Here is a 23,023-nt window from a genome sequence, read left to right on the forward strand (position 1 = left end):
GCGCCTATGGCCGCAGCGGCGAAGGCTGGTTCGACGCGCATGCGATGCTGATGCTGTTCCGCAAGGCACTGCGAAGCAAGAACATCGATTTCATCACAGCGTCGGTGACCGGTATCGAGCGGCAGGGGAAGCGCGTCGCCGGTGTGACCCTCGACAATGGCGAGCGGCTCGAGGCCGGTACCGTCGTTAACGCCGCCGGGCCGAATGCCGGCAAGGTGGCAGCAATGGCCGGGCTGGCGCTGCCGGTGGAGCCGCGCAAGCGCAATGTCTTCGTCTTCGAGGCGCGCGAAAAATATGACGACATGCCGCTGCTGGTCGACCCGAGCGGCATCTATGTCCGGCCGGAGGGCTCGGTCTACATCACCGGCGGCGCCGAGCCGGAAGAGGGCGAAGGACCGGCCGACCCCGCCGACTTCGACCCCGACTGGCCGCTGTTCGAAGAGGTGATCTGGCCGGTGCTGGCGACCCGCATTCCGGCCTTCGAGGCGATCAAGCCGACGCGCGCCTGGGTCGGCCATTACGACTACAATACGCTCGACCAGAACGCGGTGATCGGCCCGCACCCGGAGGTCGGCAATTTCCTCTTCGCCAACGGTTTTTCCGGCCACGGCTTGCAGCAGGCTCCGGCGGTCGGCAAGGCGCTGGCCGAACTGATCGTGCATGGCGGCTATCGCACGGTGGATTGCTCGGCGTTCGGGTACAGCCGGATCGCCGACGGGCGGCCGTTTCGGGAATTGAATGTAATTTAACGCTGGCGCGAAGGGATGCTACCGTTGCTTGGTGGATTGAGCCGCCACCAAGCCGCCCGTACCAAGATACGCCTGAAGCCAGCCCAGCACCCGGGCCCAGCCTTCGGCATGCTTCGTTGCGGCAGCAGCGAGGCCGGCGAAGCCGCCATGGCAGATGGTGACGCGTGTGCCGCCGGCGATCGGCTCCAGCAGCCAGGCGACTTTGGTTTCGCGGCGGCCAAGCGTCGGATGGTCCCAGTCGTATCTCCGCGTCTGCACGATCCGGCGCGGCTCTTCGATCTCCAGGAATTCGCCGCTGGCGGGCAGGTGTCTGCCGGCCGCCGTCTCGACGGTGACGCTCCAGCGGCCGCCGACGCGGAGGTCGGCCGCCCATCCGGTCATCCGGTAGGTCCTGGCGGACCCCCACCAGCGCTCGACCTCGCGTGTAACGAGCGCGTCAAATATCCGCTCGGGCGGCGCGCGAACATCGGCGCTCGCCATGACGGTCTCGCCATTGGTCATGCTGTGCACCGCGGAACCGTGCATCACCTGTCCTCCAGAAACGTTTCGCTATCGAAACAACCTCAAGCCTTCGACGCCGGGCGCGACAGGCCTTTGCCGGTTTCGAGCAGGCTCTTCAGGCTGGACAGGATGAGCGGCCAGCCGTTCGCCACATGGCCAAGCAGCTTGTGCGGTCCATCGGCTTCGTGTGTGATGGCGAGCTTCATCATCTCGCCCTCCTGCTCGAGGGCGAAGGTGCAGCGTGTGTAGCCGTCCGCCTTGACCTCGGGCATGAACTCGTTGCGCCATTTGAGCACGATGCGCTTGGGTGGATCGATCTCGAGGACCTCGCCGCTGTCGGTGACCCGGCCGTCGGTGTAAACCATCTTCCACGCCGAACCTTGTTTCCAGTCGCTTAGCATCTGAGCGCCGAGGAAATATTGCCGCTGGAACTCCGGCGCGGTCAGTGCTTGCCAGAGTTTTTCGGGCGAAGTGCGGATGTAGGTGACATAAACGAAAATGTTGCTCATCAGTCTTCCCTTTCGAGACGTTTCTTCAAATCGCCGAGGGCGCCCAGTCGCCCCCGCTCGAATTTGCCGATCCAGCGTTCGGCGATCTCGTTGATGGGAACGGGATTCAGATAATGTTGCTTCTCGCGTCCCTTGCGGATGGTGGCGACGAGGTTTGCTTCTTCCAGGATCGCCAGATGCTTGGTCACCGCCTGGCGCGTCATGTCCATCTCACCGCACAGCGCGTTCAGCGTCTGCCCGTTCCGGGCATGAAGGCTGTCCAGCAATCGCCGGCGTGTCGGGTCGGCCAAGGCGCGAAAGACAGCATCCATGCTCATGACTCTAATATGCAACCATTTGGTTGCATGTCAAGAGGCAGAATGCGCGGGTTGAGGTCGCTGGGAGTGGATTTCAGCGCTTGCGGCCGAACCAGAATGCGTTGGGCATGCGCTCCATGCCGATACGCTCATAGAAGCCGACGGCGTCGGGTATGGAGATCAGGCTGATGGCAACGGAAGGTCCGAGTTGCCGGCGTGCCTCATCCATCAGGCCCTTGCCGATACCCAGCCCTTGCGCCGATGCAGAAACAGCGAGCTCGGAGATATAGCAGACCCAGGAAAAGTCGGTGATGCCGCGAGCGACACCAACCAGCGGTTTGCCCGGTGCATCGATGCGCGCGGTGAGCACCAGGTCGGCACTCGTGAGCATCGCCTTCAAACGGGCATGATCATCGACGGGCCGTGTCTCGCCGAGGCCGGATTCCACCAGAACGCGGCGGAACTCGGCGATGCCGAGGCCCGGTTCGCTGGCGTAAAGGATCGTGGATCGCGTTGTCATGTCGACAAAAGTGCACCATGGGCAGGTGGTTTTGAAGCTGTTTTGTACCGAACTTGTGTTTCGATCGACGACGGAAGTCCAAAAACAGCCGTCTTTTATTTGCCCGCGGCATTGTGTAAACCGGGCGCCAGCAATTCCCCGCAACGAGAAGAAGACGGGCAAGAACCATGGAAAAATTCACCAAGCTCACCGGTGTCGCCGCGCCGATGCCGATCGTCAATGTCGACACTGACATGATCATCCCCAAGGATTATCTCAAGACGATCAAGCGCACCGGGCTCGGCACCGGCCTGTTCGCCGAAATGCGTTACAAGGACGACGGCTCGGAAAACCCGGACTTCGTGCTCAACAAGCCGGCCTACCGCAAGGCGCAGATCCTGGTCGCCGGCGACAATTTCGGCTGCGGTTCGAGCCGGGAACATGCGCCGTGGGCGCTGCTCGATTTCGGCATCCGCTGCGTCATCTCGACCTCGTTCGCCGACATTTTCTACAACAACTGCTTCAAGAACGGCATCTTGCCGATCACCGTCAGCGCGGAAGACCTGGAGAAGCTGATGGACGATGCCTCGCGCGGTTCCAACGCGACGCTGTCGGTCGATCTCGAAGCCAAGGAAATTCGCGGGCCGGACGGGGGCGTGGTCAAGTTCGACCTCGACGAATTCAAGCGCCACTGCCTGCTCAACGGGCTCGACGATATCGGTCTGACCATGGAGAAGGCCGGCGCCATCGCTTCGTTCGAGAAGAAGAACGCTGCTGAGCGCCCCTGGGCCTGAGCGGTAGGATGACCTGGCCGCGACAGGCCGGGTTCGTGGCGGCTGAACGGAGGGGACAGTCATGACACGTTCGCTTCTTGCCGGAGCCTGCGCGCTGGCGTGGATTCTGATGCCGGTGGCAGGCGCGCATGCACAGACCGACATGGTGCTCGTGCCGGCTGACGATGCGTCCGGCGGGGCCGCCGACCAGGGCGCGGTGAGCAATGCGGCCCTAGCCGACAATGACAAACAGGCGCCGGTCCCGTTCGAGGGCGGCCAGCTGACCATCACTCAGGAGGAAGAGTACGGGGAACGGGTGCTCGCCTTCGACGGCAAGGAACTGGCGCGCAATTACGACGTCTTCTTCGACAAGATCGTCGAGGTCGGCGGCGTCAAGGTGGCGCTGGTCGATGTCGGCGACGGCGGCAATCAATGCGGCCCGGCCAAGGTGATCGTGTGGAAGCCGGAAGGCGGCACGATCCAGACGACCACGGTCGAGCAGGATGAATGCGGCGCGCCGCCGGCCGCGATCTCCGACAGCGCCATCTATTTCGTGCCCTATCTTTTGCCGGGCGATTCCAAGCCGGCGCTGCAATGGTCGCCGACGGACGGACTGACGACGTCCGGCAATCTGACCTACATGCCGGAGCTGGGCACCGACTGGAAGGACGTTGATCCGTCGAAATACGACAACATCATCGACGCCTTCCACAATGAAGCGGTCTACAAACTAGCCGAGACACTGCTTGGCAAGGACATGCCCGACATGGCGACCAGCCTGCTGGTCGGCGGCGGCACGGAAAAAACCGCGTCGGGCGCCTTTTTTGCCAGCGGCTGCGTGCCGCATGATTGCGGCGGCAATGACGGCTTCATGGCGGTCGACCCGGTCAACCGGAAGCTCTATTTCGCCCGCCGCGGCGACAAGCCCGAGCCGGACGCGTGGCCAGCGGTGAGTACATGGCCGGCCGACGTCAAGGAAGCGCTGGACAAGGCGCTGGGGTCGGCGAATTAGGTTTTTTTGCGCGGCGCGGCGACTACCCTGCTTTCGTCATCCTCGGGCTTGACCCGAGGATCCATGCCGTAACATCGGCCGAAGAACCGTTGTGTCGCTCGGATGTCACGGCATGGATCCTGGGGTCTGCGCCGCGTCGCTTCGCTCCTTGCTTCGCCCCAGGATGACGACTGGAGAGATGTTCTGGCCAATCTCCAAGGTCTGCGCTTTCCACGTCGTAACAACAATCGGTTGCCTCTGGCCCATGGCCGGGTGGACCCTATACCTTCAGGATGGCCGCAACCACTGCGAGGAAGCCATGCGAAAACTGATCTCCACCGGTTCGCCCTTCGAGAAGACCGCCGGCTATTCGCGCGCCGTGGTGCAGGGCGACTGGTGTTTCGTGTCCGGAACGACCGGCTACGATTATGCGACCATGTCGATGCCGGAGACCGTAGAGGCACAAACGCGCAATTGCTTGGCGACGATCGCCAAGGCGCTCGGGGACGGCGGCTTCGAGATGGCCGATGTGGTGCGGGCACATTACTATATTACCGATGCGGCTTTCGTGGATGTGGTGTTCCCGATCCTCGGCGAGGTCTTTGGCGAGATCAGGCCGGCGGCAACGATGATCGTGTGTCAGCTCAACAAGCCGGAGATGAAGATCGAGATCGAGGTGACGGCGCTGCGGCGCACAGCCTGATGCCTGTCACGGTTGCGAAAACGACACGGTCAGCACGAGGATCGGCCCATGGCGAAGGTCAGGCGCATCGTTGCAAACATAGACACGCAGGATATCGCGGCGGCAAAGCCCTTCTATCAGGATGTGCTCGGCCTCGATCTCAAGATGGATTTGGGCTGGATCGCTACCTACGGCTCGCAAGAGACGATGTCCGTGCAGGTCAGTTTCATGGCCGAAGGGGGATCAGGAACGCCGGTGCCGGACATCTCTATCGAAGTCGACGACGTCGATGCCGCGCTTGAAAGCATGAGGACGGCCGGCTTTGCCATCGAATACGGTCCGGCGGACGAACCCTGGGGCGTGCGGCGCTTCTTCGTACGCGACCCGTTCGGCAGGCTGGTCAATATCCTTTCGCATCTCTAGGCATTTTGTCTTGAGCATCGGAGTTTCCCAAAACCGGTTTCCACTTTTGGGTCCGATGCTCTGAACCGCAGGCTTGCGCGCCGGCCGCTTGGCGTTTAGCAAGGCCGCGGCTCACGACACAATCAGGACGGTTCCCCATGGCTTCGAAAAATCTTCTCCTGCTTGCCGGCGACGGCATCGGCCCCGAGGCGATGGCCGAGGTGAAGAAGCTGATTTCCGCCATGAACGACAAGCTCGGCAGCGATTTCGTCACCGATGAGGGCCTTGTCGGCGGCTGCGCCTACGACGCGCATGGCGCGGCGATTTCCGATGCCGACATGGCCAAGGCAATGGCGTCGGACGCGGTGCTGTTCGGCGCCGTCGGCGGGCCGAAATGGGATGCGGTGCCTTACGAGGTGCGCCCGGAGGCGGGTCTGCTGCGGCTGCGCAAGGACATGGAGTTGTTTGCCAATCTCAGGCCGGCAATCTGCTATCCGGCACTGGCGGCGTCCTCCTCGCTGAAGCAGGACGTGGTCGAGGGGCTCGATATCCTGATCGTGCGCGAGCTCACCGGCGGCGTCTATTTCGGCGAGCCTAAGCAGATCATCGACCTCGGCAACGGCCAGAAGCGCGGCATCGACACCCAGGTTTACGACACGTTCGAGATCGAGCGCATTTCGGGCGTTGCCTTCGAGTTGGCACGCACGCGCAAAAACCACGTCACCTCGATGGAAAAGCGCAATGTGATGAAATCAGGCGTGCTGTGGAACGAGGTCGTCACCCAGACGCACAAGGCGCGCTATGCCGACGTCAAGCTCGATCACATGTTGGCCGATGCCGGGGGCATGCAGCTGGTGCGCTGGCCGAAGCAGTTCGACGTCATCGTCACCGACAATCTGTTCGGCGACATGCTGTCCGACATCGCCGCCATGCTGACCGGCTCGATCGGCATGCTGCCGTCGGCCTCGCTAGGCGCACCTGATGTCAAGACCAAGAAGCGCAAGGCGCTCTACGAGCCGGTGCACGGCTCGGCGCCCGACATCGCCGGCAAGGGTATCGCCAATCCGATCGCCATGATCGCCTCCTTCGCCATGTGCATGCGCTATTCCTTCGGCATGGTTGATGAGGCCGACAGGCTGGAAGGCGCGATCGCCGCCGTGCTCGATCAGGGCTTGCGTACCAGGGATATTCATTCGCCGGGGATGACCGAGGTCGGCACCGCTGAGATGGGCGATGCGATCATCGCCAAGTTCCTGGGCTGATCCCGTGTCGGTCGACGTCCGCTGGGCGACGACCGGGGATGCGGCGGCACTCGCCGCCATGCTTTGCGAAATGGCGGTGCATTACCGGCAGCCGCCACTCGACGCCAGCCAAGCTTTGTCGGCGGCACAGAAATGCCTTGGCGACGAAAGTCCGGCCTATCCGCATTTTGCGCTCGCCTTCGTCGATGGTGGAGTTTGCGGGCTGGCCTCGGTTGCGATCGCGCATCCTGGCATCGATCTCGAGCGGCTGCTGTTCCTCAAGGACCTGTTCGTGCGCGATACCGCCCGCGATGGCGGTGTCGGTCGAGCGCTGATGGCATTCCTCGCTGGCAATTGCATGCGCGAAGGCATCGGCCGTATCGATCTGACCACGGAGGACTGCAACGAAGGCGCGCTGCGCTTCTATGCCCAATTTGGTGCCGAGCGTCACGAGCAGAAGGTCTTTCTCAGGCTATCCGGCGAGGCGCTGCTGGCGATCGCGGCTGGTTCCTCGACGCGATCTTGGAAGCCCTAAATTGGAGATTGGCCGAAACATCTCCCCCTTCGTCATCCTGGGGCGAAGCAAGGAGCGAAGCGACGCGGCGCAGACCCCAGGATCCATGCCGTTACCCGGCGGCAGTGCTCGGCCGACCAGAACCGAGTGCTTCTTCGTGGTGGATATGAGCGCCATTCTGAACCGCTGCGTTCCTCGGCTTATGTCGCGGCATGGATCCCAGGGTCTGCGCTCCGCTTCGCGTCGCTCCGCCCTAGGATGACGAAGGCGTGGCGGCCGGCGACCCAATCATGGAGGTACTAAACCCTGACACCTACTGGCACCGGACCCCACTGGTTTTCGCGCGGCTGGGTCGGGATCAGCGCAAAGATCAGGATGATGACGGTGCCGAAGGTCGGGATCAGGAAAAGCAGGAAGAGCCAGCCGGTCAGGCCGGTATCGTGCAGGCGACGCACGTTGAGCCCGAACCACGGCAGGGCTGTCGCCAGCAGGAAGAGACCGGAAAGGCCGACCGTCACTGCCGGCAATTCACTGTTGTCGAGATTGCCCATGGCGTCGTCGATAAAGACGCCGAGTCCTATGACCACGATCAGCGCGATCGTCCAGAACAGGCAATAGCCCCAATATGCCTTGCGGCGGGCACGGCCGGCGAAGTTGAAGTAATTCTCGGTCAGACCCCGCCGGAAGTAGCTCCACAGGCCAGCCGATTCGGCCCGACTTTGCTCAGCGGAACGGCCGAAATGTTGCGGCTGACGTGCCGCGGGCGCATTGCCGGCCTGAGTTGGGGCGGCGGTTGCAGTGGAGGCGTCGGCGGGCGCGCTGGCAGGTTGGGAGCGGATCGAAAAAACATCGCGTGCCCGTCCGCCAGCCGGCTGGAATTCGACGGTCGTACCTCCGGCAACCGATGCTTCGCGGCGCAAATCTTCGCGCGCCAAAGTGTAGCGGTTGCCGTCGGCTCCGGTGATGAAGCCGAAACCCTGGTCTTCGTCGTAATGAAGAACTTCGCCGCGCATGTCCTGCCCACCCCCATTTCCCCGCCCCAGACTGTGCAAAGTTCCGGCAGACCGCAAGAGGCGTGCGGAAATGGAGAGTTCTGGCTATTTACCCCGGCCGTTTCTTCGATTTCTTGTGTTTCGCAGGCCCGCCTTCGAACTTCGCCTTGGCCGGTTTCCCGCCCCAGGGCTTCGCCTCGAATGCCGGGCGCTGGTCGGCCGGTGCGCGCTTCTCGAATTTGGGCGTGTTCTGATCGAAGGTGCGCTTGCCGCGGTGCGGCTTCTTGTCGGGTCGTGGTTCCTGATAGCCGGCCCGCGACAAATCCGGCGTGCCGTCCAGCCGCTTGACCGCAATGTTGCCCTGCAGCTTCCGGTCGGGGCCGATCGCAGCGAGGAAACGCTCGGCCCAGTCCGCCGCGATCTGCACGAAGGTTTCCTCCGGCTGCATCTTGATGGCGCCGATCTCGCGCTTGGAAATGCCGCCTGTCCGGCACAGCATCGGGATCAGCCAGCGTGGCTCAGCATTCTGCCGGCGTCCGACCGACAGCGAGAACCAGACGCTGTCGCCGAAATCGTCGCGGCGGCTCGGTGTCTCGTCCCGGCGCGCAAATTTTTCGCCCGACGGCGTGAACGCTGCCACGTCGAGAAGATCCTCCGGCGCCGAGTGGCTGGAGCGGCACATCCGCACGAAGGCGGCGGCAACCTGTTCGGGCCCGTGCTGATCGAGAAGCGCCTCGACGAGGCCGCGCTCCTCATCCTTCATAGGCTCGCTGAAGACCGGATCAGCGAGAATGCGCTCATCGTCGCGCCGTATCACGTCGTCGGCCGACGGCGGGCTCGCCCAGGTTGCCGCAAGGCCGGCACTTTGCAGCAGCCGCTCGGTGCGCCTGCGGGCACTATTGGGCACGATCAGCGCGCTGACGCCCTTGCGTCCCGCACGACCCGTGCGTCCGCTTCGGTGCAGGAGCGTTTCCGGGTTGGTCGGCAGGTCGGCATGGATCACCAGCTCGAGATTGGGCAGGTCGATGCCGCGTGCCGCGACGTCGGTGGCGATGCAGACCTTGGCGCGGCCGTCGCGCATCGCCTGCAGCGCGTGGCTGCGCTCGTTCTGGCTAAGCTCGCCGGACAGCGCCACGACGGAAAAGTTGCGGTTGTTGAAGCGTGCCGTCAGATGGTTGACGGCGGCGCGCGTGTTGCAGAACACCAGCGCGTTCTTGGCCTCGTAATAGCGCAGCACGTTGATGATGGCGTTTTCGCGGTCCGCCTGGGCGACGCTCAGCGCCCGGTATTCGATGTCGAGATGCTGCTTTTCCTCACCGGAGGCCGAGATGCGTACCGCATCGCGCTGGTAGCCCTTGGCCAGCGTGGCGATGGAGCGCGGCACGGTCGCGGAAAACATCAGCGTGCGGCGGTCGGCGGGTGCGGCATCGAGGATGAATTCCAGATCCTCGCGAAAGCCGAGATCGAGCATCTCGTCGGCCTCGTCGAGCACCACTGCCTTGAGCGCCGACATGTCGAGCGAATTGCGGGTGATGTGGTCGCGCAGGCGGCCGGGCGTGCCCACGATGATATGGGCGCCGCGCTCCAGCGCGCGCCGTTCGGTGCGCATGTCCATGCCGCCGACGCAGGACGCCACCGTGGCGCCGGTCAGTTCGTAGAGCCATTCCAGCTCGCGCGTTACCTGCAGGGCCAGCTCCCGCGTCGGCGCTACGGCCAGCGCCAGGGGTGCCGCCGCGTGGGAAAAGCGCTCCGCGCCATCGAGAAGGGTCGGCGCCAAAGCCAGACCGAAGGCGACGGTCTTGCCGGAGCCGGTCTGGGCCGAAACCAGCGCATCGGCCTGGCCAAGCTCGAGAACGGCCTTCTGCACCGGCGTCAGCTCGACATAGCCGCGTTTTTCCAGCGCCTTTGCCAGCGCGGGAACAATAGCTTCGAAATTGGACATCTTGCTCTTTCGAAATTCGGATTCTGAATACCCGGCGACGGGTCAAATGTCGGCAAGCGCCACAGACGGGCGCCACGAGCCAGACAATGCTCGTTCGTACTTGGTGCCGCCGTCATTGTACAGGGCGGGCGGGTCGGCCTGGTTGCGATTGACTCTAGACGTAAACCGCGTAAAAGCCGGCACCGAACGGGATAGTTTTCGATGCGCGGCCTTTTGATGGCGCTTTCTGCCTTCGACATCCCCGGCCCCAATGCGAACCATTGGGCCGGGCGCGTCGCTGCGTCTCCTCGTTCCAGCAAAATCACGTTCTTGCTCAAAAAAACCGGCAAAACGACCACCAAAACGGTCTGATTCCCTTGGCCTAACCACCCTCTCCCGGGTCCGGCCCGGGGGTTGAAACCCGCATCGGCCGGCGGGTTTTCTCCAGAAACCGAGCGGAGAGGGACAGGAGATTTCGATGAGTTTCAAGGTTGCGATCGTCGGCGCCACGGGCAATGTGGGCCGGGAAATGCTCAACATACTGGAGGAACGCGGCTTTCCGGTGAGCGAGGTGGTTGCGCTGGCCTCGCGGCGCAGCCAGGGCACGGAAGTGTCGTTCGGCGACCGCACGCTGAAGGTCCGGACGCTCGACCAGTATGATTTTTCCGACACCGACATCTGCATCATGTCGGCCGGCGGCAACGTCTCCAAGGAATGGTCGCCGAAGATCGGCAAGCAGGGCTGCGTCGTCATCGACAATTCGTCGGCCTTCCGCTACGACCAGGACGTGCCGCTGATCGTTCCGGAAGTGAACCCGGACGCGATTTCGCTGTTCACACGCAAGAACATCATTGCCAACCCGAACTGCTCGACGGCGCAGCTGGTTGTGGCACTGAAGCCGTTGCACGACTTCGCCACCATCAAGCGCGTCGTCGTCGCCACCTACCAGTCGGTCTCCGGCGCCGGCAAGGAAGGCATGGACGAATTGTTCACGCAGACGCGCGCCGTGTTCGTCGCCGACCAGGTCGACGTCAAGAAATTCACCAAGCGTATCGCCTTCAACGTCATCCCGCATATCGACGTCTTCCTCGACGACGGCTTCACCAAGGAAGAGTGGAAGATGGTGGCCGAGACCAAGAAGATGCTCGACCCGAAGATCAAGCTGACGGCGACCTGCGTGCGCGTGCCGGTGTTCATCGGCCATTCGGAAGCGGTCAACATCGAGTTCGAGAAGCCGATCACCGCCGATGAGGCGCGCGAGATCCTGCGCGAGGCGCCGGGCTGCCAGGTCATCGACAAGCGCGAGGACGGCGGCTACATCACGCCGCTGGAATCGGCCGGCGAGGACGCCACCTTCATCTCGCGTATCCGCGAGGACTCGACCATCGACAACGGCCTGTCGATGTGGATCGTCTCGGACAATCTGCGCAAGGGCGCGGCACTCAATGCGGTGCAGATCGCCGAGCTGCTGGTCGAGCGCGGGCTGATCCAGCCGAAGAAGAAGGCGGCATAGTTCGCTCACGGGCTCGGCCTTCGGCCGGTTTAGTTTCGCTCACGGGCCGCACCGCCGCTTCGCGGCCGGCCCTTCGCGGGAGCGCCGGAAAGCCGGCGGCCCGCAGTCGCGGGCTCGGCCTTCGGCCGATAGCTCCCTTCTCCCCGCTCATGAGGAGAAGGTCCCGGCAGGGGGATGACGGGCGGCACCGGCATCTGAAGTAAACAGCAGGTGCCGGCGTCACAGCGGGCTCTCCTCCGCCAGCTTCTCCAACATCGCCACCGCCTCCTCCGCCCGGTCGGCGGGCACGAACAGATAGTCGTGGTAGAAGGCCGAGACCGGATTGACGCCCATGCCGGCGGTAGCCAGCCGCGCGGTGATGGCGGCGAGGAAGCCGACCGCTTCCAGCGACGAATGGACGTTCAGCGTCAGCATCCGGCAGCGGAATGTTGGTTGCAGGCCGGCGGCTTTGGCCTCGTCCTCAGGCACGATCAGCGTCACGCCCTCGTGCTCGTAAAACAGCATCAGCGGATGAAGCTCGCCGGGAATAGGCGCACCGGGCGGCAAGCTGGCAAAGACATAGACACCGGCTGTCAGCTCCGGTTGCATTCCGGCCAGCAGCGTCTTCAAATCGGTTTCGCCGGCCATGCCATGCCTCCCGGATATTGTGCGGATCACCCTGCCGAGAACCCGCGTTTTGCGGCGATGATTTTGCGGGCCACTTGATCACACGAGACCCGCTTGGTCTGCCGCCGACCTTCTTCATTGGATCAAATCGCCAGGTTGCGAGTTAGGGGGTGCAGCGGCGAGGACGGCACCCTGTTGGAGAGGAACGACAATGAAAAAGGTGATGATCTTGATGGCCTTGCTGGTCCCGCTCGGTGCCTGCTCCCGTACTGAGCAAGGCGCGGCAGTTGGTGGCCTGGGCGGTGCGGCGGTCGGCGCTGCTGTGGCCGGCAACCCGACCAAGGGCGCGGTGATCGGCGGTGCGGCCGGCGCTTTGGCCGGTGCACTGATCGGCCGTGCCAGCGAAAGCGGCCAATGCCGTTATCGCGATCGTAACGGTCGTGTCTACGTTGCGAGTTGCCCGGAAGGCTATTGATCGGGCCGCATCATATGGATGCAATAGCAAAACGGCGGGCAGGGCCCGCCGTTTCGTGGTTGTGGAGATGATTTTATTCGGCGCTGGCGGCTTCCGCCTCGGCCGGCGCGGCTGCGGCGGCGGCAACGGCCGCGGCGGCATCTTCCTGCGCCTTCTTCAGCAAGGCTGCGCGCTCCTGCGCCTTCTTGCCGGGCTCGGCCTTTTTCGGGTTGGCGCGCGCTTCGCGCTTGGCGATGCCGGCTTCATCGAGGAAGCGCAGCACGCGGTCGGTCGGCTGGGCGCCATGCGACAGCCAATGCTTGACGCGCTCGGCGTCGACCTTGACGCGTTCGCCGTCCTTGGGCAGCAGCGGATTCCATGAGCCGAGCGACTCGATGAAACGGCCGTCGCGCGGCGAACGCGCGTCGGCGACGACGACATGGTAATAGGGACGCTTCTTCGAGCCCGCACGGGCCAATCGGATTTTCAGTGGCATTTCTTTTCTCCTAAAAGCTCTGATTTGGTTGATCGGTTGGTGGCTGGTCCTCAGCCGGTTTTCGCTACGCCGTTGGATGCGGCGATCTGCTCGTGATGGCGGATCACTTCGCGGACGACGAAGTTCAGGAATTTCTCCGCGAAATCCGGGTCGAGATGGGCGTCCTTCGCCAGTTGGCGAAGACGGGCGATCTGCTCCTGCTCGCGCGCCGGGTCGGCAGGCGGCAGGCCATGTTCCGCCTTCAGCACGCCGACTGCCTTGGTGCAGCGGAAGCGCTCGGCCAGCATATGGATCAGCGCCGCGTCGATATTGTCGATCGAGGCGCGATAATTGGCCAGCGCCGCACGCGCGTCCGCCATGTCCTTCTCTTCGTTCATGGCGCCCTCACTTCTTCTTGCCGAGGCCATTCTTGCCAAGCATTGGCAGCCCGCCACCGCCCGGCAGGCCGGGAAGTTTCATGCCGCCGGGCAGCCCAGGCAGGCCACCGCCACCGGGAAGACCACCGGGCAGGCCCTTCATGCCGCCGAGCCCGGCCGCCTGGGCCTGCTTCTGCAAGGCGTCGAGCTGCTTGGGGTCCATCTTGGAGAGGTCCGGCATGCCGCCGCCCATCATGCCGCCTGCGCCGCCAGGCATCATGCCGCCGAGCCCCATCTTGGAAGCGAGGCCGCCCATCATGCCGCGCATCAGGCCGCCGCCTTTGCCCTTGCCGCCCATCGCCTTCATCATGTCGGCCATGCCGCGATGCATCTTCAACAGTTTGTTGATTTCGGCCGCGTTGGTACCCGAGCCGGCGGCGATGCGCTTCTTGCGCGAGTGCTTCAGAATATCGGGGTTGGCACGCTCGGCCTTGGTCATCGACGAGATGATGGCGAGCTGGCGACCGAACATCTTGTCGTCGAGCCCGGCGGCGGCCATCTGGTCCTTCATCTTGCCCATGCCGGGCATCATGCCCATGATGCCGCCCATGCCACCCATTTTCGACATTTGCTGAAGCTGGCCGGCGAGGTCGTTCAGGTCGAACTTGCCCGACTGCATCTTCCTGGCCATCGCCGCGGCCTGTTCGGCGTCGATGTTCTCGGCCGCCTTTTCGACGAGGCTGACGATGTCGCCCATGCCGAGGATGCGGTCGGCGATGCGCTTGGGGTGGAATTCCTCCAGCGCGTCCATTTTTTCGCCGGTGCCGATCAGCTTGATCGGCTTACCGGTGACGGCGCGCATCGAGAGCGCCGCACCACCGCGGCCGTCGCCGTCCATGCGGGTCAGCACGAGGCCGGTGATGCCGACGCGCTCGTCGAAGCTTTTTGCCAGATTGACGGCGTCCTGGCCGGTCAGCGAATCGGCGACCAGCAGGATCTCGTGCGGCGACGACATCTTCTTGATGTCGGCCATCTCGACCATCAACGGCTCGTCGATATGGGTGCGGCCGGCGGTGTCGAGGATGACGACGTCATGGCCGCCGAGCTTGGCCGCCTGCACGGCGCGGCGGGCGATATCGACCGGCGTCTGGCCGGCGACGATCGGCAATGTGGCGACCTTGACCTGCTCGCCGAGCTGGCGGAGCTGCTCTTGCGCGGCGGGACGCCGCGTGTCGAGCGAGGCCATCAAGACTTTCTTGTTTTGACGGTCGGTGAGGCGCCTGGCGATCTTGGCCGAGGTCGTCGTCTTGCCGGAACCCTGCAAGCCGACCATCATGATGACGACCGGAGCCGGTGCATTGAGGTCGATGGCGACGCCCTCGGCGCCGAGCATGTCGACCAGCTCGTCATGGACGATCTTGACGACCATCTGGCCGGGCTTGATCGACTTGACCACGGCGGCGCCGACGGCCTTCTCGCGCACCTTGTCGGTGAAGGAACGCACCACTTCCAGCGCCACGTCGGCCTCGAGCAACGCACGGCGCACCTCGCGCAGCGCCGCCGAGACATCAGCCTCCGACAAGGCGCCGCGGCCGGTGAGGCCGTTCAGGATCGAACCAAGGCGCTCTTGCAGGGACTCAAACATTGGTCAAACCGCCGTGCGAGAGCGCCTTGGATTCATGCTGATCCCCGTCGGGCCTGCGGCCCTCCACGCCTCTTGTGCGTTCCTGTAGCGATTCAAACATTCTTTTTCCTTTTCCCTGGCACCCGGATGATGCCCGAGAGGTAATGCGTTCGCGCCAACTGTCCAAGCAAAAGCCGGTCCGGGCAAAGCCCAAAGCCAAAAAGCACCCGGGGGCGCACAGCGCTGCCGGGTGTTGGCCTCCGGGATCGATTTACAGCACTTCACCTCAAAGAGGTTTCGGCGTCCCGGTCGGTTTGCTCGGAGGAATACTCGTCGCGGAATTCGCGGCGTGTAGACAGGAAATCGGCCGCAGAGTCAAGCTTTGGTCAAGCTTTGCGTCAAATAGCTCAGGACGACCAGGCAATGCACATCAGCGCACGCTGCCGGCGCGCGCCATATCCGGCTCGACCTTCAGCGGTGAGCGCGGATGTAAAAGCAGCAGAACGGTCAACAGGCTGCTGACGATGCCGATCGAAGCGATGAGGACGGCGTCTGAAGTCGTCCAGCCGGCGGCTTCGAGCGGCTTGGCGTTGAACAGGGCGAAGGAATTATAGCTTTGCTGGTGCGAAATCAGCAGGAAGCCGGTCAGATTGTTACCGAGATGGGCACCAAAGCCGGCACCGAGATTACCGGTTGCATAGACCAGAAGCGTTAGCAGCAGCGCAAAGGCGGCGATCGAGGCCAGCACGCAGGCATTGATGGCAGCGCTCGAACCTGGGCTCCAGTGCAGGGAGGTGAACAGCAATCCCGGCAGCAGCGCCCAGATGAAAGGGTTCCGGAACCGGCTCGCCAGGCCCCTGAGCAGATAACCGCGAAACAGCATCTCCTCCGACGAGGTCTGCAGAAAGGTCAGGGCGGTGATCGGGATCAGGAACGAAAGCCACGCGGACAGGCCGATCGCGCCGCGCGCGATGTCGGGCTGCAAACCATAAAGCAGGATCTCGGAAAGCAGCGAGGTGATCAGCACCGCGGTCAGTCCTTTCAGGAACCCCGACCAAGAAATGCGCCGGCTGACGCCAATCAGGGCTGTCAGCTTCTCGCGATGGATCCAGCGCATGGCAGCCCAAAGGCCGAGCCAGATTCCGGCAAATGAAGCCAGCGCCGCGAGGATGCCCGCAGGAGAGGCCATGAAATCCTGCACCGCTCCTCCACCTGGCGGGGCGGTGCCAGACGATGCCTGCCAAACGGCAAAGGCATAGGTGCCGCCGAACAGCACGGCGGCAGTGGTTCCGAGCCAGAACAGGATGACGACCACCGCTCCAAGCAGAAGCCGCGGCAAAGTGGTCTTGTTGTTGGCGGTGTGCCGGTACTGTTGGAAGGCGGTTGGGTCGATCGTCACGCGGGCTCGCTGGCTGGTGCTTCGGCTCGCAAGGTCTAGAACATCGGCCCCAATGTGGAAACCGGTATTGCAGCGGCAATGCCGGCTTGTGGCAATGTCGGGAGTGCGAGCGGCCGCCATTACAGGGCGACCGCCCTGTTTGTATCGTCAGCGCACGACGTACACGATACGCCGGCTGCCCGGATCGACCAGTGCCGGCTGGCCGTTCACATAGACGTAGCGGTAATCATAGTCCGGAATCTCGCGCAGCTCGACGGTGTCAGGCAACGTCGCGCCCGTCACCACCTCGCCCTCCAGATAGACCGGATCGAGCCGATGCGTACGCACATAGGTACGGATCTCGGCCGGCGGTCTCCGGATAGGCTCGATCGCCTCGCCGGCGACGATTGCTCCGGTATAGCTGTCGGAATACTCGACGCTATCGGCGGGCGGCGTCACGACGGCAATGTCGGCGCCGGCCGGACGCTGTGTCAGGACCACACGGCTGCCGCCGAAATCGGCCGTCACATAGTCGGAATAGACCCAGCCCTGGCCGTTAGCCTCGGCGATAGTGCACCATTTGCTGTTAGCGATGCAGCCGTCGAGCGTCGCCGACTGGCCGGCCGCGAGCACGCCGATCACCGGATATTGCGGGCCGGGGCCGGCGCGTACATTGAGATCAGTGATGGCCGAGACGGCGGTGTCGGCCAATGCAGAGCCCGACATCGCTATGAGCGCTCCGGCCACCGCCGGAAACAATATGCGTTTCATGGTCTTCTCTCCGTTTCACAGTCCCTTGGCACGGAAAACGAAGCAAAGCCGCATGCGTTCCGGCTAAAAGGCTTCGGCCGGCTCACGATTTGTTCCAGTCGTTTTCGGCAGGTCGGTCAAAAGCTCGTGAACAAAAGCAAGTTTTTGCGCCGCCACGTCCGAGATGACGAAGGGATAGAGATCGGGCAGGCCCATGCAGCGGTTGATCGAGTTGGACGCCTCCGACAGCACCAGCCAGCGGTCGAGAATCCTTTCGAAAGGCTCTGGCCTGGAGGCGGGTTCCGATGGTGCCGGCTGCAGCTTGCCGCCGGTATCGGCGCGCGGCAGCTCGTTGGCTTCAACGGTTTCCAGCCGGCCGAGCGGGAAATTCAGGGCATGCACCATCTCCAGCGTGTCGGTGATGTGCATGTGATGCGCCCATGTCTCGGCCCAGTCCTCCCATGGGTGCGACGTCGCATAGGCCGAGATATGGCGCTGCTGCCAGTCGGGCGGCGCGCCATCGGCATAATAGGTCTTCAGCGCCTGTTCGTAGCCGGCGCGCTCGTCGCCGAACAAAGCGCGAAAACCGGCAAGCTTTTGCGAATCGTCGCGGATCAGGCGGTCCCAGTAATAATGGCCGAACTCATGGCGGAAATGGCCGAGCAGCGTGCGGTAGTTCTCGCCCATCTCGACGCGACGCCGTTCGCGCTCTGCCGAATCCGCCTCGGCGACGTTGAGCGTGATCCGGCCGTTGTCATGACCCGTCAGGATACGTTCGCCGCCCGGACCGCCGCCGATCGGATCGGCAAGAAAATCGAAAGCGAGACCGATCTCGTCGCCAACGTCCTGCTTGGGTGCGACCGGCAGGCCGAAGGCGAGCAGCGAATAGACGGCACGCTTCTTTGCCGCCTCGACACGGATCCAGCGGCGGCGGTTGCCGTCGACCGACAGATCCGGGATCAGCTGGTTCAGCGCACAGGCGCGGCAGAAGGCGTGGCCGGGCTCCGCCATCCAGTTGCAGGCGCATTCGTCGGCATTGGTGCAATGGAAGACGTCGGCGCCGGACAGCGCGAAGCGCGCATGCTCGGGATCGTAGAGCACGAGGCTGGCGCAGTTCAGGCATTGCGCGTTCTCGAAATAGAGACGGTGGCCGCAATGCGGGCAGTCGAAAAGCTTCATTGGCGTCTCAAATCATTCGAAATGCGGAGGACGATACGAGCAGGAGAACGCCAAACGCCTGTCAGCTGCCCACGTTCCTGCCGGCCGATGCTATTTTGCCGCAAGCTGGGCGACGACCTCCCTGGCCACTGCCTCGCCCGACAATCTGGCGCCGCCGCAGGTCTGCATCAGCGGACCGGCCAAATGCTCGCCGGCGAAGAAGATCTTTTCCGCCACGGGCTGCATCAGCGTGGCGCGCGCTTGCGAGCGGCCGGGCCGCGCCGCCGCATAGGCGCCGCGCACGAACCGCTCAGCGCCCCAATTGGTCATCATTGCGCGTCCGACATGCTTTCGTATGTCGCCGCCAAAGATGCCGCAGAGCCGGTCGACGACGAAGTCGATGCCAGCCGCCTCGCCCGCCGCTGACATCTCCCAAGCGAAATCGCCGCCGACGAAACCGACCATCAAATCGAGGTCGAAGGGAAAGCAGAGGAAGTAAATGTCGTGCCGGGCCAACCGCTCGATCAGCAAATCGTCGAACGGCTCCAGGCCGAGTCTTGTACCGGATATTTCGACCGGCAGCTTGGTCAGCATGCCCATCGGCAGGTCGAAGAAGGCGGCGAAATGCGCATCGGGGAGTGCAGGCGAGAACGCAATCTCCTCGAAGGCGAGCACTGCCGGGGAGGCAGTGACGATGACCGCCTTGGCGCGGATGGTACCGCGATCGATGACGCAGGCTACGCCCGGCCCATCCCAGACGATCTTGCGCACCGGCGTCGACAGCTCCACCGGCACGTCGGCGCCGAAGCGGGCAACCAGCGTACCGAAGCCTTCCCTGGTGAAATAATTCGGATCGAGATCGGCGGCGACCTGAAAGTCGCGGATCGATATCTCGTCCTCGTCGGCGCCGAAATCCATCGGCCCGGCGAAGGTTGCGGCGGCGCGCGGCGCGTGTCCCTTGGCGAGCAATGCCGAAAGGCGGTCGTCGTCGCCTTCCCTCACCTGATGTGCCGCCACCAGTTCGAACAGCCTTGCGTCGGCCACCTTCATCGCCGCCTCCTCGGCTTCGCTTGCCTTTCGCTCACGGTAATAGAGATGATCGACATTCATGTCGTGGTGATGAAGCGTCCAGGCAGCGGCCTTCGCCTCGGGAAAGTAGGGATTGCGGTCCGCGGCATGCAGCCAGGCGCAGCCGATGTCGAACGGCACGCCGAAATGCTGGTCGCTGGTCCAGGCGCGGCCGCCAATGCGGTTCATCGCTTCCAACAATTTGAAGGAAAAACCGGCAGCGCGCAGGGTCTTGGAAGCCGAAAGCCCGGCTGAACCGGCGCCGATGATCACGACATCAACGTCTTCCATGCTTATTCTGTCCCCGCCACAATAATTACTTGATCGTAGGCAAATTCCCGGGCGTCCGCCAGTGTGGTGGATTTGAGGTTCCTGCTGTATTGAGTGCATCGGCGTGGCGCCAGGGCAGTGACAAGCAGGTGTTTCGCAGGCAAGTTCGCAATTGGGAACGTGATTCAGGCAACCAGGAGAGCAGCATGGCATTTCTTGCCAAGGGGAAGATGTTTGTAGTGGCCACGGTGGTGGCGGTGCTTGCGCTGGCGACGGGCGCGCAGGCGGCGGCCAGCTGTGGCAAGAGCGGCGCCGGCTTCGAGGCATGGAAACCGGAGTTCGCCGCGGAGGCGAAGGCCGACGGTGTCGGCTCGAAGGGTCTGGCCGCTCTGGCTCGCGCAACCTACGCGACAAAGACGATCTCCGTCGACCGCGCCATCCATAAGGCTTTCAGCGGCTCGGTGGAAGCTTTCATGAAGCGCCGTGGCGCGTCCGCGATCATTGCCAGGGGCCGTGCGCTGAAGAAGGCCAATGCTGCGCTGTTCGACAAGATCGAACGGAATTACGGCGTGTCGCCGGGCGTGTTGCTCGCCATCTGGGGCATGGAGACCGGCTTCGGTTCCGCCATGGGCAACCAGAATACGGTCTCCGCCATTTTAACGCTGGCCTATGACTGTCGCCGTCCGGAGTTCTTCTACCCGCATGCCATTGCGGCCCTGAAGCTGGTTGATCGCGGAGCGTTGAGCGCCTCGTCGGTCGGTGCCGCGCACGGCGAGATTGGCCACACGCAGTTCCTGCCCGGAAATGTTTTGACGTATGGTGTCGGAAACAAAAATCTGCGCGACAAGAGCACTGCGTTGGCTTCCACCGCCAACTTCCTCAAGAGTCATGGTTGGCGGGCCGGCGCGAGCGCGCAGGCGAATATGGGCGCAATCGCTGGCTGGAATTCCGCGAGCGTCTATCAACAGGCCATCGCCCGCATGGCCACGGCGATCGATGCCGACTGACAGGGCCCTCTAGAGCTTTGTTTTAACGCAATTCCGGACGGAAAACCGTTTCACACTTTTCCTGGAATTGCTCTATTCGACAGAAAGCCCTGCCAAGCCTCGGGCTTTCTATTTCACGTTGAGCGCGTAGGAGCAGCCGGCGAGCACGTTCTCACCAAGGAATTTGTCCGGTGGCGCGAGTTCGGGTGCGATGCCGAGTTCGCGGGCAAGGTCCGGTGCGGAAACGCCGTCGAGAACCGGCATCGGCCCGGTCGCGGCAAAGACGACGGACGCCGTTTCGCGCCCGAATACGCGAAGCGGGGCCGGCAATTCATATTGCTTGAGGAAAGGATTGCCGGAAGAAACGTCGTTCCAGCCGAGCTTTGCGGGCGTATCGGGGCGGTCGCTCAGCCAAAGGGCAAAACCACTATAGGTCGGAACGTCAGCCCTGCACTCGACCAGCGCGGGAAGGTCAAGGGAGGGGGGGCATCGTTGGCTTTGGCGACGGCCAAGTTCGCCAGGACAGCCAACGTGGGCAGGAAACCAGCTCCAAGCGTGGCCAAGCGCCTGGGCACATCACGCTCAATAATGCACGTAGCCGCTCAACGGGCATTTCTGGGAAATGGGAATCTGGAAGGGGCCGTCAAAACTTTTGCAGGTACGGAATTTGGAATTCCGCGGCGCCGGGGTAGCCGCTTTTGGCTTGTCCCCGATGACCGTCGGGACTCTGGGACCCTGCGCGTAGCCGCTCAACGGGCATTTCTGGGAAGCGGGAATCTGGAAGGGGCCGTCAAAACTTTTGCAAGTATGGACCTTGGATGTTTGCCCCGCCGGGACTTGCGTGGACTGACCCGCGGTAAAGACGGCCACCGCCGCAAGCAGAAGAAAAAGTCTGTTTTTCACTGTCAAAGCCCTCCGACCCGCACGAGAAGTAAGATCAAATCACGGAAAGGTCAAACAGGAAACGATCTGAAATCGCGGCTTCTATTATATTAGAGACGCCAAATAAAACCCGGTGTCCTCACCGGGTTCCTAACTCATCTAAGCATTGGGCCTGTTGGGAATATCAACCCTTGCGATTGCGCGCCGCCAGTGTCCGCAGCCTCAGCGCGTTGAGGCGGATGAAACCTTCTGCATCCTTCTGGTCGTAGGCGCCGCGGTCGTCCTCGAAGGTGACCAGCGCGTCGGAATAGAGCGTCTTCCTCGACTTGCGGCCGCTGACCATGACGTTGCCCTTGTAGAGCTTCAGCCGCACGGTGCCTTCGACGTCTTCCTGGCTCTTGTCGATCATCGCCTGCAACATCAGCCGCTCGGGCGCGAACCAGAAGCCATTGTAGATGAGCTCGGCATAGCGCGGCATGAACTCGTCCTTGAGATGGGCGGCACCGCGGTCGAGCGTGATCGATTCGATCGCCCGGTGGGCGGCGATCAGGATGGTGCCGCCGGGGGTCTCGTAGACACCGCGCGATTTCATGCCGACGAAACGGTTCTCGACCAGGTCGAGCCGGCCGATGCCATTGTCACGGCCGAGATCGTTCAGCGCCGCCAGCATCGTCGCCGGCGACAGCTTCTTGCCGTTGAGCGCGATCGGATCGCCCTTGAGGAATTCGATCTCGATCTCGGTGACCTTGTCCGGCGCGTCCATCGGCGAGATGGTGCGCTGGTGGACGAATTCCGGCGGTTCCGTCCACGGGTCCTCCAGCACCTTGCCCTCGGAGGAGGAGTGCAGAAGGTTGGCGTCGACGGAAAACGGCGCGTCGCCCTTCTTGTCCTTCGGCACCGGGATCTGGTGCTGCTCGGCGAAGTTGATGAGATCGGTGCGCGACTTGAACGACCAGTCGCGCCACGGCGCGATGACCTTGATGTCGGGGTTCAGCGCATAGGCGGAAAGCTCGAAACGCACCTGATCGTTGCCCTTGCCGGTGGCGCCATGGGCGATGGCATCGGCGCCAGTCTCTTTTGCGATTTCGACAAGATGTTTCGAAATCAGCGGCCGGGCGATCGAGGTGCCGAGCAGATAGGTGCCTTCATAGACGGCGTTGGCGCGGAACATCGGAAAGACGAAATCGGATACGAACTCCTCGCGGACATCGACGATGCGGATGTCCTTGATGCCCATCATCTCGGCCTTGCGCCTGGCCGGCTCCAGTTCGCCACCCTGGCCGAGATCGGCGGTGAAGGTGACGACCTCGGCGCCGAGTTCAGTCTGCAGCCATTTCAGGATGATCGAGGTGTCAAGGCCGCCGGAATAGGCGAGCACGACTTTCTTGACGGCTTTTGCTTTCGACATGGTG

At 63.1% G+C, this 23,023-nt stretch carries 28 protein-coding genes; 11 read left to right on the plus strand and 17 right to left on the minus strand.

Features of this window, described 5'->3' with window-relative positions:
• On the plus strand, positions 1 to 749 hold a 749-nt coding region (locus tag NKI24_RS24135), incomplete at its 5' end, for an NAD(P)/FAD-dependent oxidoreductase (protein ID WP_352748968.1).
• An 18-nt stretch (positions 750 to 767) separates the two neighbouring features.
• Here NKI24_RS24135 and NKI24_RS24140 read toward each other — a convergent pair.
• The 4 genes from NKI24_RS24140 to NKI24_RS24155 all read right to left on the minus strand — a co-directional run bounded on the left by NKI24_RS24140 (position 768) and on the right by NKI24_RS24155 (position 2,575).
• Positions 768 to 1,274 carry an SRPBCC family protein gene (locus NKI24_RS24140; RefSeq protein ID WP_352707631.1) on the minus strand — a complete coding sequence of 169 codons (507 nt, stop codon included), beginning with the start codon at positions 1,272 to 1,274 and terminating at the stop codon, positions 768 to 770.
• A gap of 38 nt (positions 1,275 to 1,312) precedes the next feature.
• Positions 1,313 to 1,759 (minus strand): SRPBCC domain-containing protein, encoded by a 447-nt coding sequence (locus tag NKI24_RS24145; protein ID WP_352450227.1) that lies wholly within the window; start codon positions 1,757 to 1,759, stop codon positions 1,313 to 1,315.
• Positions 1,759 to 2,070 carry an ArsR/SmtB family transcription factor gene (locus tag NKI24_RS24150; RefSeq protein ID WP_352450226.1) on the minus strand — a complete coding sequence of 104 codons (312 nt, stop codon included), beginning with the start codon at positions 2,068 to 2,070 and terminating at the stop codon, positions 1,759 to 1,761. Before NKI24_RS24150 ends, NKI24_RS24145 begins: the two co-directional genes overlap by 1 nt.
• A 79-nt stretch (positions 2,071 to 2,149) precedes the next feature.
• Entirely contained in the window at positions 2,150 to 2,575 is a 426-nt protein-coding gene (locus tag NKI24_RS24155; RefSeq protein ID WP_352450225.1) for a GNAT family N-acetyltransferase, read from the minus strand.
• Positions 2,576 to 2,742: 167 nt separating this feature from the next.
• On the opposite strand from NKI24_RS24155, the gene leuD reads away from it, so the two are divergent.
• The 6 genes from leuD (at position 2,743) to NKI24_RS24185 (ending at position 7,178) form a co-directional block, all read left to right on the plus strand.
• Entirely contained in the window at positions 2,743 to 3,348 is a 606-nt protein-coding gene (leuD, locus tag NKI24_RS24160) for a 3-isopropylmalate dehydratase small subunit (protein ID WP_352450224.1), read from the plus strand.
• A gap of 61 nt (positions 3,349 to 3,409) precedes the next feature.
• Entirely contained in the window at positions 3,410 to 4,339 is a 930-nt protein-coding gene (locus tag NKI24_RS24165; protein ID WP_352748975.1) for an Ivy family c-type lysozyme inhibitor, read from the plus strand.
• Positions 4,340 to 4,637: 298 nt separating this feature from the next.
• A complete protein-coding gene (locus tag NKI24_RS24170) occupies positions 4,638 to 5,021 on the plus strand; it encodes a RidA family protein (protein ID WP_352450222.1) in 384 nt (127 codons plus the stop codon).
• Positions 5,022 to 5,069: 48 nt separating this feature from the next.
• Positions 5,070 to 5,423, plus strand: coding sequence for a VOC family protein (locus NKI24_RS24175; RefSeq protein WP_352748978.1), 354 nt, complete (start codon positions 5,070 to 5,072; stop codon positions 5,421 to 5,423).
• Between the two features lie 137 nt (positions 5,424 to 5,560).
• On the plus strand, positions 5,561 to 6,664 hold the full coding sequence (gene leuB, locus NKI24_RS24180; protein ID WP_352748981.1) for a 3-isopropylmalate dehydrogenase: 1,104 nt from the start codon (positions 5,561 to 5,563) through the stop codon (positions 6,662 to 6,664).
• 4 nt (positions 6,665 to 6,668) lie between these two features.
• Positions 6,669 to 7,178 (plus strand): GNAT family N-acetyltransferase, encoded by a 510-nt coding sequence (locus NKI24_RS24185; protein ID WP_352748983.1) that lies wholly within the window; start codon positions 6,669 to 6,671, stop codon positions 7,176 to 7,178.
• A gap of 278 nt (positions 7,179 to 7,456) precedes the next feature.
• Here NKI24_RS24185 and NKI24_RS24190 read toward each other — a convergent pair whose 3' ends face one another.
• Positions 7,457 to 8,170 carry a DUF805 domain-containing protein gene (locus NKI24_RS24190; RefSeq protein WP_352708524.1) on the minus strand — a complete coding sequence of 238 codons (714 nt, stop codon included), beginning with the start codon at positions 8,168 to 8,170 and terminating at the stop codon, positions 7,457 to 7,459.
• Positions 8,171 to 8,258: 88 nt separating this feature from the next.
• Positions 8,259 to 10,091, minus strand: a complete 1,833-nt coding sequence (locus NKI24_RS24195; RefSeq protein ID WP_352748987.1) for a DEAD/DEAH box helicase — start codon at positions 10,089 to 10,091, stop codon at positions 8,259 to 8,261.
• Between the two features lie 201 nt (positions 10,092 to 10,292).
• On the opposite strand from NKI24_RS24195, the gene NKI24_RS24200 reads away from it, so the two are divergent.
• Positions 10,293 to 10,442: a hypothetical protein gene (locus tag NKI24_RS24200; protein ID WP_352450216.1), complete on the plus strand. Its 150-nt coding sequence runs from the start codon at positions 10,293 to 10,295 to the stop codon at positions 10,440 to 10,442.
• A 106-nt stretch (positions 10,443 to 10,548) separates the two neighbouring features.
• Positions 10,549 to 11,583, plus strand: coding sequence for an aspartate-semialdehyde dehydrogenase (locus tag NKI24_RS24205; protein WP_352450215.1), 1,035 nt, complete (start codon positions 10,549 to 10,551; stop codon positions 11,581 to 11,583).
• 219 nt (positions 11,584 to 11,802) lie between these two features.
• Here the strand turns inward: NKI24_RS24205 and NKI24_RS24210 are convergent, their stop codons facing one another.
• On the minus strand, positions 11,803 to 12,210 hold the full coding sequence (locus tag NKI24_RS24210; protein ID WP_352748991.1) for an ACT domain-containing protein: 408 nt from the start codon (positions 12,208 to 12,210) through the stop codon (positions 11,803 to 11,805).
• A gap of 190 nt (positions 12,211 to 12,400) precedes the next feature.
• Between NKI24_RS24210 and NKI24_RS24215 the strand changes: the two genes are divergently transcribed.
• Entirely contained in the window at positions 12,401 to 12,664 is a 264-nt protein-coding gene (locus NKI24_RS24215) for a YMGG-like glycine zipper-containing protein (RefSeq protein WP_023680734.1), read from the plus strand.
• Between the two features lie 73 nt (positions 12,665 to 12,737).
• On the opposite strand, the gene rpsP is transcribed toward NKI24_RS24215, so the two are convergent.
• The 7 genes from rpsP to NKI24_RS24250 all read right to left on the minus strand — a co-directional run bounded on the left by rpsP (position 12,738) and on the right by NKI24_RS24250 (position 19,764).
• Positions 12,738 to 13,139 (minus strand): 30S ribosomal protein S16, encoded by a 402-nt coding sequence (rpsP, locus tag NKI24_RS24220; RefSeq protein WP_352450212.1) that lies wholly within the window; start codon positions 13,137 to 13,139, stop codon positions 12,738 to 12,740.
• Between the two features lie 50 nt (positions 13,140 to 13,189).
• Entirely contained in the window at positions 13,190 to 13,516 is a 327-nt protein-coding gene (locus NKI24_RS24225) for a chorismate mutase (RefSeq protein ID WP_352450211.1), read from the minus strand.
• A gap of 7 nt (positions 13,517 to 13,523) precedes the next feature.
• Entirely contained in the window at positions 13,524 to 15,140 is a 1,617-nt protein-coding gene (gene ffh, locus NKI24_RS24230; protein ID WP_352748291.1) for a signal recognition particle protein, read from the minus strand.
• A gap of 409 nt (positions 15,141 to 15,549) precedes the next feature.
• A complete protein-coding gene (locus tag NKI24_RS24235) occupies positions 15,550 to 16,518 on the minus strand; it encodes a CPBP family intramembrane glutamic endopeptidase (RefSeq protein ID WP_352748290.1) in 969 nt (322 codons plus the stop codon).
• A 147-nt stretch (positions 16,519 to 16,665) separates the two neighbouring features.
• Complete coding sequence (locus NKI24_RS24240) at positions 16,666 to 17,268, minus strand: DUF1236 domain-containing protein (protein ID WP_352450208.1); 603 nt, start codon at positions 17,266 to 17,268, stop codon at positions 16,666 to 16,668.
• Positions 17,269 to 17,331: 63 nt separating this feature from the next.
• Positions 17,332 to 18,426, minus strand: a complete 1,095-nt coding sequence (locus NKI24_RS24245; RefSeq protein ID WP_352450207.1) for a zinc-binding metallopeptidase family protein — start codon at positions 18,424 to 18,426, stop codon at positions 17,332 to 17,334.
• A 90-nt stretch (positions 18,427 to 18,516) separates the two neighbouring features.
• Complete coding sequence (locus NKI24_RS24250; protein ID WP_352450206.1) at positions 18,517 to 19,764, minus strand: flavin monoamine oxidase family protein; 1,248 nt, start codon at positions 19,762 to 19,764, stop codon at positions 18,517 to 18,519.
• Between the two features lie 185 nt (positions 19,765 to 19,949).
• Here NKI24_RS24250 and NKI24_RS24255 point away from each other — a divergent pair, with 185 nt between their 5' ends.
• Entirely contained in the window at positions 19,950 to 20,750 is an 801-nt protein-coding gene (locus tag NKI24_RS24255; protein WP_352470839.1) for a lytic murein transglycosylase, read from the plus strand.
• A 108-nt stretch (positions 20,751 to 20,858) separates the two neighbouring features.
• Here the strand turns inward: NKI24_RS24255 and NKI24_RS24260 are convergent, their stop codons facing one another.
• From NKI24_RS24260 to NKI24_RS24270, 3 genes are all read right to left on the minus strand, one after another.
• Positions 20,859 to 21,059: a hypothetical protein gene (locus tag NKI24_RS24260; protein ID WP_352470838.1), complete on the minus strand. Its 201-nt coding sequence runs from the start codon at positions 21,057 to 21,059 to the stop codon at positions 20,859 to 20,861.
• 252 nt (positions 21,060 to 21,311) lie between these two features.
• Positions 21,312 to 21,632 carry a hypothetical protein gene (locus NKI24_RS24265; RefSeq protein ID WP_352748999.1) on the minus strand — a complete coding sequence of 107 codons (321 nt, stop codon included), beginning with the start codon at positions 21,630 to 21,632 and terminating at the stop codon, positions 21,312 to 21,314.
• 163 nt (positions 21,633 to 21,795) lie between these two features.
• A complete protein-coding gene (locus tag NKI24_RS24270) occupies positions 21,796 to 23,019 on the minus strand; it encodes an argininosuccinate synthase (RefSeq protein WP_352685353.1) in 1,224 nt (407 codons plus the stop codon).
• Positions 23,020 to 23,023: the final 4 nt, after the last annotated feature.

It is taken from the genome of Mesorhizobium sp. M0701 (assembly GCF_040320365.1).
Classification (GTDB): Bacteria; Pseudomonadota; Alphaproteobacteria; order Rhizobiales; family Rhizobiaceae; genus Mesorhizobium.